Consider the following 14503-nt stretch of genomic DNA (forward strand, 5'->3'; position numbering starts at 1 on the left):
AGAAAATGAATGAGTGAAAGCATTATTCAAGTAAGAGATCTAAGCACAAAATTTGGTAAAGAATGGATTCATAGAGATCTAAACTTAGATATTCCTCCAGAAAAAATCAGTTGCATAATTGGCGCTAGCGGCTGCGGCAAAACAACTCTTATGCGTGAGATTCTTATGCTACAGCCTATTTATTCTGGAAAAATATTTCTGCTTGGACAAGAAATATCTAAACTAGCTGATAATCCAATCAAACGTAAACAAATATCTAGCAGCATGAGTATGATGTTTCAACACTGTGCTTTATTTTCATCTTTAACAAACCTTGAAAATGTTATATTCCCGCTTAAGCAACATACAAAACTACCGGTAGATATTCTTATTGATATAGCAATAGTAAAACTAAAAATGGTAGGACTAAAAGAAGAAGCATTTAACAAATACCCTTCTGAGATTAGTGGAGGTATGTTAAAGAGGGTTGCTTTAGCTAGAACAATAGTATTAGACCCTAAAGTTGTATTTCTGGATGAGCCAAATGCAGGTCTTGATCCTTATTCAGCAAGAGCTATGGATGAACTTATCCTATACTTAAAAGAGGAACTTAAAATGTCTGTTGTTATGATTACACATGACTTGAGCACTATCTGGAACATTGTTGATGATATTATATACATGGATGAGAAAAAAATTATGCTACATGATACAGTTGATATTGTATCCAAACAAATACAATACGATAGTATAAGAAAGTTTTTTGACTCACATAATGAAGGTAAATAGTAGGAGCTTATATAATGAATGAAAATAGTATAAAAAACCTTATTGCGGGACTATTCGTGATTTTTATGGTATTTGTGATGATATTTATCGGCTTCTTTTTATCAGGTGGCTTTAAAAATCAAGATACAACTGAATTTGTTTCAAATTTCAAAAGTATTTCGGGGCTAAACGTCGGATCAGATGTATCTTATAAAGGATTTAATGTAGGTAAAGTCTCTGATATTTCGATAAATAAACATAACCCTAAACTTGTTAGCGTATATATGAAAATAAACAGTCAAATACCAATATATAAGCAAACTGTAGCAACATTGCAAACCATAGGCATAACTGGTCAATCTAAGATAGAACTTGCTCTCGATATTGGGAAAAATGATATAGGTCTTGATCTTATAACAAAACAAAAAGGTAAAACACCTGAAATAAAATCCAAACCTTCACAATTTGAAAGCATTCTAAATAAAGTCAGTGGAATAGCAGATTCTCTAGAAAAAATTTCTAATAAATTTAATAAAATGATGTCCCCTCAAAATTTAGATAGATTCAATGAATTTACTGACAGTATAAATATATTACTTTACAACCTAAGCAACTCTTCAATTTACTTAAATAAAACACTCATGAATTTTAATGAAACCATGTCTGAAGGACAAGAAACTATTACCCGCCTAAATGATGTAATGAAAATGGTTCAATATGACCCATCAATTGTTGTTAGAGGTGTAGAACATAAGGATTAAAACTATGAAAAAATATTTACTACTTTTTATTACTATATTATTACCTTTTGAAATATTTGCTTTTTCACTGGTTGGTGACCCTGTTGCTGTCCCATCTCAAAAAGAATACATCATATATAGCAAGCAGATAGAGACCGAATCATTGCCTAATGTTGAAAATGCTGATATTGATACAACATTATTAATATATAACATCCAAACCCAAGTATCCAAAGCAACTCAGATGTTTTATATTAAAAATCATGAACTACTTCCTTTCAAAAATAGTTCATGGGCAATCCCTGTATCAAAAATGCTAACAGTTGCTACTTTCGAATATATTTTAGACCATAACTTAGTTAGTAGTTTAGCATTTCAAGATATAAACATTCGTCAAGATTTCACACTATCTGGCACTACTCCATATGGACCAATATTAGATTTAGATAATAATGAATTTTTCTTTTATATAACTTTTTATCTAAAAAATGAAGCAACTGGAGAAACTATAATAAAAACTTTCAAATATCACCATCAGATAAAAGATGAAGATGTTAACCCAAGTAAATATGCAGAACTAACTAGTACAGGTCTTACTAGTATACTATCTAGATTAGAGCCATGGCTAATAGAAAATCTACAAAAACAAAAAGCAAAAAATAAAGCGACTCCTGCAAATAATGCGGAATCGCTTTTCAAAATAGCGACTAAGCAATAAAGCTAGCTCCTAAACCTATTAAGCCTCCAAAAACACCTCCCCATACAACTAACCATCCAAGATGTTCACGAATAATTTTTTGAATCATCTCTTTTACCATAATAGGTGTTAGCTCCTCTAATCTATTATCTATAACTTTCTCTATTTTTTCTGAAGCTTTTTGGGAAATTGAATCACTATTTATATCTAACTCGGAAATTAGTTCTAAAACCTTAGAATCCAATTTTTTGATAAATGGCTCTCTCAGCCCTTCAAGAGCATCCCTACCACCTAAAAACATATCTATCATTGAACCATATTTACTACTCATTAACATCTCAACAAAACTATCAAATATTTTATTGTAATCGATCTTTGATGCTAGTGTATTACTGAGATACTTTTTAATATCTTCACTAGCAAGAAATTTATTTAGATTCTCTTGTGAGAAAAACTGTTCCATAATCATTTTTTTTATTGCTCTTTTAAAGCTTTCAAATTTATTAGGAATAATTCCTGAACCATATAGAAATGGAATTTTTTCAAAAAGCATATAGATAGCTATCCAATTGGTTAATGCTCCTGATAAAGCATAAAACCCTATATTTTTGATATGTGGTTCAACAAAATACCAACCAACCCCAGCTAAAACTAGAGCTATTAAGTTAGTCATAAAACTTTTATTAAATACATTCATAATTACCTACTTTTTGTTAACTTTAAAACTTATAATAAGAGCTAAGTATTTTATCAAATAAAATTTTTATGAGAACTATTAGAGGATTTTTTGCTGAAATTTCACAAGAAAATAGAAATTTAGCAATTTCTGGAGAATACTATAATTACTTCAAAAATGTCCTTAGATTAAAAAAATCTGACACTATTGAGCTTTTTAATAACAAAGACGGTCTCCAATACAAAACAAAAATCATATCTATAGATAATAAAGCTATCAACCTTGAAGTGATTGACTCAAGAATAGTAGAAAATGAAAACCCATATACAACAAACCTTTATCAATCTTTAATAAAAAATGAAAATTTTGAACTGGTTATCCAAAAGGCTACGGAGCTTGGAGTAAATAATATTTATCCAATTATTACTGAATATACAAATCATAAATTTGATAAAAAAGGATTTAGTAAAAAAATAGAAAGATGGAATAAAATTGCTATATCAGCCACAGAGCAATGTGGGCGAGTATTTATTCCAACAATTCACACTCCTATAGAACTAACAAATATCAAATATTCATTGGAGGATCTTAACCTAACACTTTGCCCTTATTCAAAAACAACTGATGACTTTAAAACTAAAGTACAAAACCACTCTAACATAAATATTTTTATAGGCCCGGAAGGTGGCTTTAGTGATAATGAAATGTCACTATTTAAGCAAGTGGATTTTAAAATGATAAATCTAGGAAAAAGAATACTAAAAGCTGAAACTGCTCCTATAAATATATTCTCTATAATAAATTTTCTCAAATAAGCATTAAATCTTTATTGCAAAAGGCTTAGCCTAGTGCTTTAATAAATATTTTAGTCCTTTTAATATTTTTAATATCAGGAGATGCTTATGCAAAATAATAATAAAACGCTTTCTGCCCCATTCTGGATAGTGTGGGGAATAGAATTTTGGGAAAGATTTGGTTTCTATGGATTCCAAGCAATTATTGCTCTTTACTTCACCCAGAAGCTTGGTCTAAGTGAAAAAGAAACTATCTATCTTATGGGATCTTTTTTTGCTTTTACATTTGGCTTTATTTGGGTTGGTGGACTTATAGGTGACAAAGTTTTTGGAGCTAAGCGAACAATCTTAATTGGTGCTACAGTACTTTGTTTATCCTATTTAGGCTTTATCTTTGCTAACAGCGAGACTATTTACTATATTTTTGCAGGAATTATTATTGGTAATGCAATATTCAAAGCTAATCCTTCTTCACTAATTTCAAAAATGTTTGAAAAAGGCGATGGTCGCTTAAATAGTGCTATGACTCTTTACTACTTAGCCATTAATATTGGTGGATTAGTATGTATGGCTCTAACTCCAGTAATATCAGAAGCCTACGGATATACGCAAGCATTTGTTCTTTGCGGTGTTGGATTAATTGTAGGTATAATTGGCTTTATCTTATTCTATAAGAAGATGGATGGTCTAGACACTGAAGCAGGTAGACACCCTGTTAATAAGACTCATGCAATTTATACTTTAGCTGGTGGAATTGCTGCTTTTCTTATAATAGCCAATATATTACCTAACACTACTTTATGTATAGAACTAACTGCTGTTGTAGTTACTATTGCTACTGTATATTTCTTATACATTGCTCTTAATCTAGAATCATACGAAAGAAATAGAATGCTAGTTGCTTTTGTCTTAATTATTGAAGCAATATTTTTCTATTCTTTATACTTCCAGATGCCTACAACTCTTACTTTTTTCGCAAAACATAACGTTGAGCTTTCAATATTTGGCTGGCATGTCCCTGCAGCACAATATCAATTTTTAAACCCTCTTTGGATATTGATATTTTCGCCAATATTAGCTGTAGTATATAAAAAAAGTAAACTTACTCATGCCACTAAATTCTGTATCGGTACTGCATTAATGTGTGTTTCTTATGCTACTTTATACTGTACAAAATATTTTGCTACTGAGTCTATTGTATCTGGAAACTGGTTAGTTTTATCCTATGCTAGTTCATCTTTAGGTGAACTATTAATATCAGGATTAGGTCTTGCCATGGTTGCAGAATTATGTCCTGCTTTTATTTCAGGTTTTGTAATGGGCTTCTGGTTTTTAGCTACAATGATTGCATCATATATTGCATCATATATAGGATCTTTTATAGCACTACCTCACAATAGTGAAATCATATCTAAACAACAAAGTCTAGAAACATATACATCGGTATTCGGCTATATAGCAGTTGGTATTTTAATAATAACGATCATAATGATTGCTCTTACACCAATATTAAATAAATATACAAATAAGATAAAAGTTGTGGAAGACCATAAAGCCGATATTGATAATGTGACTTATCATCCAGAAACATAATTTCTATCTATTTCAAAAGCTCTTTTTTTGCTAGAATAACTCTAATATTTAGCAACTTTTTTAATTATGAGCACATTTTCTAAAAAAACATGGTTATCTAACTATCCTGAATATGCTCCAAAGAATATTGAAGAAAACCAACATACCATTCTAGACATGTACGAAAAAACAATCGTACAGTTTCCATATAAAGATGCAGTATCATGCCATGACGTAAACTTAACATTTCTTCAACTTGATGATCTTGCTACTAAAATGGCTAGCTTTTTACAGCATGAGTTAGGAATTCAAAAAGGTGATAGGTTTGCGATAGTTCTACCGAACTGTTTACAGTTTACAGTTAGCTTATTTGCTTGTATAAAGATTGGTGCTGTATTTGTTAATGTCAACCCTCTTTATAAAGCTGATGAAATAGAAGCCATTTTCAATAACTGTAATGTTAAAGCAGCCATTGTTATGGATATGTTTGCCCATAACATGCAAAAAGCTAGAATAAATATACAGTCATTAGAGAATGTCATTGTTACAAATATTGCAGATTTATATACTTTTCCAAAAAAACAAGTTATTGGATTCGTTTCAAAACATTTAATAAAAGACAAACCTCAGTATAATAAAAATACTTTTATTCAGTTTTCTAAGGTACTGAAAGCGGATAAAAAGCTTTATACAAAGCCAAACATTAAAAGAGAAAATATATTGTGTCTACAATATTCAAGTGGCACAACAGGTAAGCCTAAAGGTGCAATACTTACACATGATAACCTTGCTTCTAATATTCAGCAAGTTTGGGCATGGATAAAACATGACTTAAAGATAGAGAACCAAGTAATAATAACGGCTCTACCCCTTTATCATATATTCTCACTAAGTGCTAACTTGCTATGTTTCTTTTTTGGCGGTGGTAAGAATGTACTTATCCCAAATGCGCGAGATATTAAAGATTTAATAAAAACCATGTCAAAAAATGAGTTCACAATTTTTAACGGTCTCAATACATTGTATATGGCAATGTTAGAACATCCAGATTTTGAAAAAATCAACAAAACTAAGTATCTATTCTCTCTAAGTGGTGGCATGCCCATTTCTCGTAAAGTATACCTCCAATGGTTAGATAGAACAGGTATCGAACTCAAAGAAGGATACGGTATGACAGAAATGTCTCCAGCTATCGCTCTAAATAAGTTTAATGAGTCTGAAGATGATTATTTTGGCACCTGTGGCTACCCTATTCCAGGCACAGAGCTTAGTATTCGAGATTTAGAAACTCATGAGGAAATCCATGAGTGTTTTAAAGAAGGAGAAGTTTGGCTAAATGGTCCCCAAAAGTGCCAAGGATTCTGGAATGATAAAGAAAACAATGATCTACACTTTACTGAAGATGGCTGGTTAAAAACAGGTGATATTGGTTATATTGATAAAAAAGGACGATTGACTATTTCTGACAGAATCAAAAATATGATTATAGTATCTGGGTTCAATGTATACCCAAGAGAAATAGAGATTTGCATTCTTAAATTAAATGAGATTAGAGAGGTTGCTGTGACTGGCATAGCTTCTAAAACTTCTGGAGAAAGAGCAATTGCTTTTGTTTCAGTAGAAAAAGATTCTAAGATAACTGAAGAAGATATAATTAAACATTGTAAAGATAAGCTAGCAAGCTATAAAGTTCCAAAGTCATGTATTTTTGTAAGCACTTTACCCAAAAATAATACTGGAAAAATTGATATTAAAAAGCTGAAAAATCAATTCTTATAAGTTTTATCCCTATCACTTGTATTCAAAAAATACTGCTTAGGTGTTTTACCAAAAGCTTTACGAAACATTGCAATAAAGTTACTTGGTGATGCATATCCTAATGAATCTGAAACCTGTGTTACAGAAATACCCTGTGCAAGCATATCTAACCCTCTTGCAAGTTGGGCTTGCTGGCGCCATCGAGAAAAGCTTAATCCGGTTTCTGCTAAAAATATTCTTCTTAATGTTCTTGGTGACATTGCACCAAAAGATGACCACTCTTCAAGAGTCTTATCAATTGATGGATTATCAATTATTGCATTAGCAACTTTTAATAACTTTTGTGATTTCGGCATAGGTAGATGCAAAGATTCTTCTGGGGCAGAACGAACTTCATTGCAAATAATATTGGCAATATGCTCCTGTTCAACAGTTAGAGAATCAGTCTTACTCCATTCAGTTGCTCTAAGTGCTAGAGCTCTTAAAACCTCACTCATTGGTATCACATGAGATGATTCTGATAAATGCTCACATCTTTCGGGTAATATAAAAATCACCCATCCTCTTACAGTTCCACAGATGCGTATTTTATGTGGTACATCTGGCGGAATCCAACCAGCCCTGTTAGATGGAAGTACCCAAGATCCATTTGGTGTACTTACATGAATTAGTCCTGATTCAACACAAAATATTTTACCTCGGGAATGAGTATGCCAATCAGACTCGCGTGTATTGATCTGATTTTCATCAGATGATGAATTACCTCCTTTCATTGCCACTATTGTTGGGCCCTCAAGCCATTCACCAGCATTAGATATATCATCATCTAAAAATTTTTGTCCGATTTTCATTATTTATTGTCCATATAATGCTACAATACACAAACTAAATTGTGCAATAATTTAAAAACAAAATAAACACTATATATTATTTTATTTCTAGTAATATCTTATTTATAGTTATCTAGAAATATGTTTTTTTAAGAAAGATATAAAATATGCAAACTAGTACACCAAGTATTGGCTTCTGGGGTCAAAAAAGAACGATAGTTGCTTTAGCAATAAGTCTACTTGCTCTAGCCGAAATTGTTGACCTAACAATTGTTGCTGTTGCCATACCTCAAATTATGGGAGCAATTGGAGCAAACGTTGAAACTATTGCTGATGTAACCACAGTATATATTGTTACCGCAGCTATTTTTATATTATTATCTGGTTTAGTCATTGAAAAATATGGTATCAAAAGAGTTGCTCTAATATCATCAGTAATCTTCGGAGTTTCTTCTATAATGTGTGGACTCTCTACATCTTTACCTGAAATGATCGTTTTCAGAGCATTCCAAGGATTAGGTGGAGCTTTCCTTCCTTCTGTCGCACAAACATATATATCAACTAGTTTTAAAAACGAAGAGTATAATAAGATGATGACCGTATACAGTATGGTTATAGTTTTAGGTCCTATTATTGGACCAGTTCTTGGTGGAGCTATTTGTGAAAACATGTCTTGGGAATGGATTTTTTACGTTAATGTTCCTCTATGTATAGTAGCTTTCATAATAATATTCTTTATGATGGAAGTAACAGAAATAAAGAAAATCAAAATTGATTACATAAGTTTTGGATTTATGGCTATTGGTGTCGGCTGCCTTGAATTATTCATAGATAACGGCAATACAAATGGCTGGTTTGAATCCATTGAAATGATAATACTTTTATCGATCTCTATAGTTTCATTAGGTTTTTTTATTTGGAGAGGTCTAGTTTATTCATCAGTAGTTAAATTTAGAATTTTCAAAAATTTTAATTTCATCCTAGCATGCTTTTTATGCTTCATGTTTGTTCTTTTATTTTCTGCTGCAATGGCATACCTGCCAACAATGTTACAACAAGTATATGGCTACCCTGTCGATACTGCTGGATATATAACAGCTCCGCGAGGAGTTGCTGCTATAATTGGTGCGGTTATAACACAAAAGATTTTAGTGCCAAAATTAGGGGTCAGAAAAACAATAAGTTTAGGCATGATTACATTTGGTGTATCTTGCTTAATGCAGGCTAATTTCTCTGCGACAGCGAATGAGTTTGATATTATACTTACAACAGCTATACAAGGTTTGGGAATGATGATGTTCTTTGTACCTTTTATGAGTGTCCTTGTAGTAGGTGTGGCAGATGAAGATATGGGAGATATGTCTGGATCATTTAACTTTTTCAGGAACTTTGGTAGCTCTGTGGGAACAGCATTTGTAGCTACATTTATTTCTAGAAATCAACAAATCACATTTCAAGAATTATCTCAAAACGTTTCTTCTTTTAATCATAACTTTCAGTCATGGACTAATTCACTACCCATGCCAAACACAGAAACTATAGCTATGGCAAAGCAACAAGTGCTTCACCAAAGTAGCTTACTAAGTTATATAAACTCTTTTTATGTTGTTGGTATACTTAGCTTAATTTTAGCTATTGTACCGTTTTTATTAAAAGAACCTCCAAAAGATGCTCCTGTTCCAGCAATGCATTAAAATTATTATAGGATAAATTAGAATGTCAGAAGAAAAAATACAAGAAACACAGACTGAAGAAACTAAAAAACTTTCAAAGTTTTCACCTAAGAAAATTATTATTGGTTGCAGTGTAATAGCAGCTACGGCATTGGGTATATATGGATACTATATGTATAACAAGGTGTTTCCAAATACAGATAATGCTTATGTAAATGCTGATGTAATAAATATGTCTCCTAAAGTCGGCGGTTATATTGAAAAGGTCTATGTAAAAAATAATCAATTTGTACATAAAGGCGATAAGCTGATACAAATAGATCCTAAAGACTATCAACTACAGGTATCTCAATCAAACTCAAAGGTAATACAAGCTAAAGGACAACTTGCTGTTGCACAAGAACAAGTATCTGTAGCAAAATCAAACTTAACTAAAGCTCAATCTTCTTTGGAAACAGCTACAAATATGGCAAATAGATATATCAAACTATACAAAGATGATGCTGGTTCTTTACAAGATGCGCAAAAGTATATAGATCAAAAGATACAAGCAGAAAAAGCAAAAGATGAAGCGTTTTCTACACTGAAACAAGCTATGGTAAAAGTTGAAATATCTAAAGCTCAGATTGGTGAAGCCAAAGCTGGACTTGATAATGCCAACTTAAATCTTAGTTATACTACGATGGTAGCTCCAGATGACGGGTATGTTTCAAACTTAAAAGTTTATAAAGGTCAGTTAGTTTCACCTGGACAACCCTTATTTGGCTTTATTGATAATAAAAAATGGTGGGTTGATGCGAACTTCAAAGAAACAGATCTAGATAGAATCAAACCTGGACAAAGTGTTAAGATTGAACTAGATATGTATAACCATACATATACAGGAAAAGTTGATAGCATCAGCTATGCAACAGGCTCGGTATTCTCCTTACTCCCTGCAGAGAATGCAACAGGAAACTGGGTAAAAGTTACTCAAAGATTCCCTGTAAAAATAGCTCTTAAAAACAGTTCAAAATATCCTTTAAGAGTTGGTGCTAGTGCAGAAGTTAAAGTAGATACACTATAGGTACAGCAAATATGATGAAGAAAAAAATACTTTCTGCAACACTTATAACTACAGCATTAATAACATCAAGCTGTAGCTTTTTTAACCCGAAATATGAAAAACCAGAGGTTAAAGCTCCGGCACTATGGAACAGTCAAGATAAAAACATTGAAGTTACTAAAGACTGGAACTTAACAAAAGTAGCTTGGTGGCGCGATTTTGATGATCCTGTATTGAACAACCTTATAACAACCGCTTTAAAAGATAATAATAAACTACAGGTTTCTATTGGTAATATCCTACAAGCAAATGCTGAAATAAATAAAGCAAACTATGGTTGGTTGCCTACTGCAAGTGTTGGTGGTGGAGGTTTTGTAGCTCAAGCCTTTGATATAAATTCGAACTTAAGTATACCTCAACTAAATAATGTTGGCACACAAACTGCTGGTGGCTCTTTAGTAGGAATTATACCAAGTTACACTATTAATATTGCTAGACAATTTAAACTAGGTGAAATTGCTAGGCTTAGTAAAAAAATGCAAACTAACCTTAAAAATACTACTCGCCTATCAGTGATTAGCCAAGTCAGTGCTGCATATTTTTCACTAATTACAGCACAAGAGCAATTAAAGCTTCAAACTCAAATGGTTAATCAGTTAGAACTAATGTTTAACTATGCAAAGAATCAGCATAAGCTTGGTGCAACATCTCCAATGTTAGAGGAAGTTATAAGACAACAACTTGAAGCACAAAAAGGCAAAGTTGCATTAATTAAAAATGATATAGTCCACTTCCAAAATACACTTAAAATCTTAATGGGCAGAAATCCTGGAAAAATTGTTACAAGCAGAACTCTTAATGATATAAATGCAAATGTTAAAGTTCCTGTAAATATGCCTTCACAAGTATTGGAAAATCGTCCAGATGTAGGTATTGCCGAATACAAGCTTGAAACAGCTAATGCTAATATTGGTTTAGCAAGATCTCAATTTTTCCCGAGTATTGATCTAACAGGGACATTTGGTAATGCCACTTTAGCATTAGGTGAACTTGCTACTATGAACGCTTGGGCGTGGGCTGCTGAAGCTGTTGCTGCCGTTCCAATTTTTAACATGAGTATTCTTGCAGATAGTGATAAAGCCAAGGCTCAGTTCTATCAAGGCTACTATGATTATATAGATACACTACAACATGCTTTCCAAGATGTTGATGATAGCTTATCAGAAAGATCCGCTAACCAAGAAAATTACAAAAAACAAACAATCTCTTTACAGTCTACAGAAAGACAAGAAAGTATTTTCTCTAGAAAATACCAAACAGGTGCTATAAGTAAAGCTGAATATACAGGTATTACTCTTAATGTGCTATATCAGCAGATGCAAGTTAATCAGGCTAAGCTAAAATCATTAATCAGCATTGTAAATCTGTATCAAGCATTAGGTAGTGGTTATAATGTAGATAATTACAGTGATCCTCATTATAATAACCCAGCTTTTGATAAATAATATATTCAACTTAAAAATAAGAGGTTTGAACTAAATGAGTGTAGTAAAAAATTTTAAACCTAATGAATATGCCAATAAAATTACTGAATGGCTGAAAGACTCTTGTTTAAATTATCCCGCTGAAGGTTTTGTGGTAGGTATTAGTGGAGGTATAGATTCAGCAGTAGCAGTCTCTTTAGCAGTAAATACTGGACTACCTGTTACAGGGCTAATAATGCCATCAAAAAATAATGATGATAAAGATACCTTAGATGCTATAGAATTAGCTAAAAAATTAAATATAGAATATCATCTCATACCCATTCAACCAGTATATGAAACATTTCTAGATTCAGCTGAAGATATCAAAAACAGTGCTAATGACCGTCAACATGTAATCAAAGGAAATGCACAAGCTCGTTTTAGAATGATATACTTGTATGCTTACGCTCAGCAAAATAATAGAATGGTAATTGGTACAGATAATGCTTGTGAATGGTATATGGGCTATTTTACAAAATTTGGAGATGGAGCCGCTGATATACTGCCTCTTATAAAATTAAAAAAATCACAAGTTTTTGAATTAGGTAGCTATCTTAATGTACCCAATAACATCCTCACAAAAGCTCCTTCCGCAGGACTTTGGCTTGGACAAACTGATGAAGCAGAGATGGGGGTTTCATATCAAGAAATAGATGATTTCCTTGATGGTAAACATGTCTCAGATTATGCTCTTAATCAAATAAAATTCTGGCATAACCGTAGTCATCATAAAAGAATCATGGCTAAGGCTCCAGATTTTTAATTATTTGCTATTGATTGTTATTACTTTTCTAGGATAATATATTTAAAAACATAGGAAAACATTAATAAATGAAAAAACTATTTTTACTTATTCCAGCACTTACAACATTATCATCTTGTGCTTATTTTGATACAAATAAACCCGAAGAAGAACTATATATTGATATTAGAACACCTCATATTCAAGATATAAATTTTAATGAGACAGGTGACCTTCCTAAAGATATCCAAAATCAAAAATATTATGATGTAAGAGTATCTGGTTCTGCTATTGAGAATTGCGATGTTGTAGATTATGGCGATGCTAAAATCAGACATGAAGGAAAAAACAAAATATTCATAGGTCAAGCTAATGACTGGGATGTTGTCCGTATAGACTGTCGTAAATATGCAGGTAAAGGAAAAAGTAAAGAAACCCATGGTTTAGAAATAAAAGTTTTTTCAAATGATAAGATCTATCATGGAAAAACCCAAGTAGAGCACGAATAAAAAATTATTAACTATTCAAAAAATTTCTTTGCATAATCTTTAACATTATCAAACCAAGTTTTACTCTTTGGAGAATGCTTATTCTGATAGTCCTCACCTAAACTTTCTGCAAATTTCTCTAATAATTCTTTTTGCTCTGCATTTAAGTGTACTGGTGTTTCTACCACAACTTTACAAAGTAAATCACCTCTTCTATGTCCACGTAAGGACTTCATACCTTTTTCTCTCAGGCGGAATACTTTACCTGTTTGAGTTTCAGGTATTACCTTTAATGAAACTTCTCCATCTAATGTGGGAACCTTAATCTCGCCTCCTAAGCACGCTTTAGTAAAGCTAATAGGCATTTCGCAGTAAAGATTCATTTCTCTTCTTTCAAAGATCTTATGCTCTTTTACTAAAATCTGCACATATAGGTCACCACTCATTGTTCCTTCAGCTCCAGAATCACCTTCACCTTGAAGCCTAATTCTATCACCATTATCAACACCTTCAGGAATCTTGACCTTAAGAGTTTTTTGTTTTTTAACTTTTCCATTACCATAACAAGCATCGCAAGGATCAGCGACATTTGAACCTGTACCATTACAAGCTGGGCAAGTTTGCTCAAAAGCAAAAAAGCCCTGCTGTCTTCTTATAGTTCCTTGACCGTGGCAAGCGTGACAAGTTGCTTTAGCTTTAGACTTTGATCCTGTACCATCACAACTATCACAAGACTCCATTCTAGGAATAGTAATTTCTTTTTCGACACCAAAGAAAGCTTCTTCAAGAGTTATTTCAAGAGTATATTCTAAATCGCTACCGCGAGAGGCTCTAGATCTACCAGATCCTCCACTGCGAGAAGCACCTCCTCCAAAGAACGTATCAAAGATATCTTCAAAACCACCGAAGCCTCCTGCTCCTCCTGCTCCGCCACCTGCTTGTTGATTAACACCTGCGTGGCCAAACTGGTCATAACGAGCTCTTTTCTGATCATCACTTAATACTTCATAAGCCTCAGATACTTCTTTAAATTTGATCTCAGCTTCTTTATCATCCGGATTACGATCTGGGTGATATTTCATTGCAAGCTTTCTATAAGCTCTTTTAATCTCTGTACCGGAAGCAGTCTTAGATACACTTAAAATTTCATAATAGCATTTCTGTTGCATTTTTACTTAACCTAAAAATTTCGAACGAATAATTATAACAAAAAGA

The 14503-nt window shown here is 32.5% G+C and carries 14 protein-coding genes; 11 read left to right on the forward strand and 3 right to left on the reverse strand.

What is annotated here, in order from left to right; all coding sequences use genetic code 11:
* Positions 1-9 precede the first annotated feature (9 nt).
* From QI37_RS02965 to QI37_RS02975, 3 genes are read left to right on the forward strand one after another with little or no spacing between them, the layout of a single operon-like run.
* Positions 10-768: an ABC transporter ATP-binding protein gene (locus tag QI37_RS02965; RefSeq protein ID WP_040008398.1), complete on the forward strand. Its 759-nt coding sequence runs from the start codon at positions 10-12 to the stop codon at positions 766-768.
* A 14-nt stretch (positions 769-782) separates the two neighbouring features.
* Entirely contained in the window at positions 783-1508 is a 726-nt protein-coding gene (locus tag QI37_RS02970; protein ID WP_040008401.1) for an MlaD family protein, read from the forward strand.
* Between the two features lie 4 nt (positions 1509-1512).
* A complete protein-coding gene (locus QI37_RS02975) occupies positions 1513-2205 on the forward strand; it encodes a hypothetical protein (RefSeq protein ID WP_040008403.1) in 693 nt (230 codons plus the stop codon).
* Here the strand turns inward: QI37_RS02975 and QI37_RS02980 are convergent.
* Positions 2195-2881, reverse strand: a complete 687-nt coding sequence (locus QI37_RS02980) for a DUF445 domain-containing protein (RefSeq protein WP_040008405.1) — start codon at positions 2879-2881, stop codon at positions 2195-2197. The genes QI37_RS02975 and QI37_RS02980 overlap by 11 nt on opposite strands.
* Positions 2882-2949: 68 nt before the next feature.
* On the opposite strand from QI37_RS02980, the gene QI37_RS02985 reads away from it, so the two are divergent.
* From QI37_RS02985 to QI37_RS02995, 3 genes are all read left to right on the forward strand, one after another.
* Positions 2950-3675, forward strand: a complete 726-nt coding sequence (locus tag QI37_RS02985; protein ID WP_040008407.1) for a 16S rRNA (uracil(1498)-N(3))-methyltransferase — start codon at positions 2950-2952, stop codon at positions 3673-3675.
* Positions 3676-3756: 81 nt separating this feature from the next.
* Positions 3757-5247 (forward strand): oligopeptide:H+ symporter, encoded by a 1491-nt coding sequence (locus QI37_RS02990; protein ID WP_081946975.1) that lies wholly within the window; start codon positions 3757-3759, stop codon positions 5245-5247.
* A 66-nt stretch (positions 5248-5313) separates the two neighbouring features.
* Entirely contained in the window at positions 5314-7005 is a 1692-nt protein-coding gene (locus QI37_RS02995) for a long-chain-fatty-acid--CoA ligase (protein ID WP_040008412.1), read from the forward strand.
* Here QI37_RS02995 and QI37_RS03000 read toward each other — a convergent pair.
* On the reverse strand, positions 6993-7835 hold the full coding sequence (locus tag QI37_RS03000) for an AraC family transcriptional regulator (RefSeq protein WP_040008415.1): 843 nt from the start codon (positions 7833-7835) through the stop codon (positions 6993-6995). The genes QI37_RS02995 and QI37_RS03000 overlap by 13 nt on opposite strands.
* A 146-nt stretch (positions 7836-7981) precedes the next feature.
* On the opposite strand from QI37_RS03000, the gene QI37_RS03005 reads away from it, so the two are divergent.
* From QI37_RS03005 to QI37_RS03025, 5 genes are all read left to right on the forward strand, one after another.
* Positions 7982-9508 (forward strand): MDR family MFS transporter, encoded by a 1527-nt coding sequence (locus QI37_RS03005; protein ID WP_040008418.1) that lies wholly within the window; start codon positions 7982-7984, stop codon positions 9506-9508.
* 22 nt (positions 9509-9530) lie between these two features.
* Positions 9531-10553: an HlyD family secretion protein gene (locus QI37_RS03010; protein WP_040008421.1), complete on the forward strand. Its 1023-nt coding sequence runs from the start codon at positions 9531-9533 to the stop codon at positions 10551-10553.
* An 11-nt stretch (positions 10554-10564) separates the two neighbouring features.
* Positions 10565-12037 carry a TolC family protein gene (locus QI37_RS03015; protein WP_040008424.1) on the forward strand — a complete coding sequence of 491 codons (1473 nt, stop codon included), beginning with the start codon at positions 10565-10567 and terminating at the stop codon, positions 12035-12037.
* A gap of 34 nt (positions 12038-12071) precedes the next feature.
* Positions 12072-12821, forward strand: a complete 750-nt coding sequence (nadE, locus tag QI37_RS03020) for an NAD(+) synthase (protein ID WP_040008427.1) — start codon at positions 12072-12074, stop codon at positions 12819-12821.
* 68 nt (positions 12822-12889) lie between these two features.
* On the forward strand, positions 12890-13309 hold the full coding sequence (locus tag QI37_RS03025) for a putative periplasmic lipoprotein (RefSeq protein WP_040008428.1): 420 nt from the start codon (positions 12890-12892) through the stop codon (positions 13307-13309).
* A gap of 11 nt (positions 13310-13320) precedes the next feature.
* On the opposite strand, the gene dnaJ is transcribed toward QI37_RS03025, so the two are convergent.
* On the reverse strand, positions 13321-14457 hold the full coding sequence (gene dnaJ, locus QI37_RS03030; RefSeq protein WP_040008430.1) for a molecular chaperone DnaJ: 1137 nt from the start codon (positions 14455-14457) through the stop codon (positions 13321-13323).
* Positions 14458-14503 lie beyond the last annotated feature (46 nt).

This window comes from Candidatus Francisella endociliophora, from assembly GCF_000764555.1.
In the GTDB taxonomy this organism is placed as follows: domain Bacteria; phylum Pseudomonadota; class Gammaproteobacteria; order Francisellales; family Francisellaceae; genus Francisella; species Francisella endociliophora.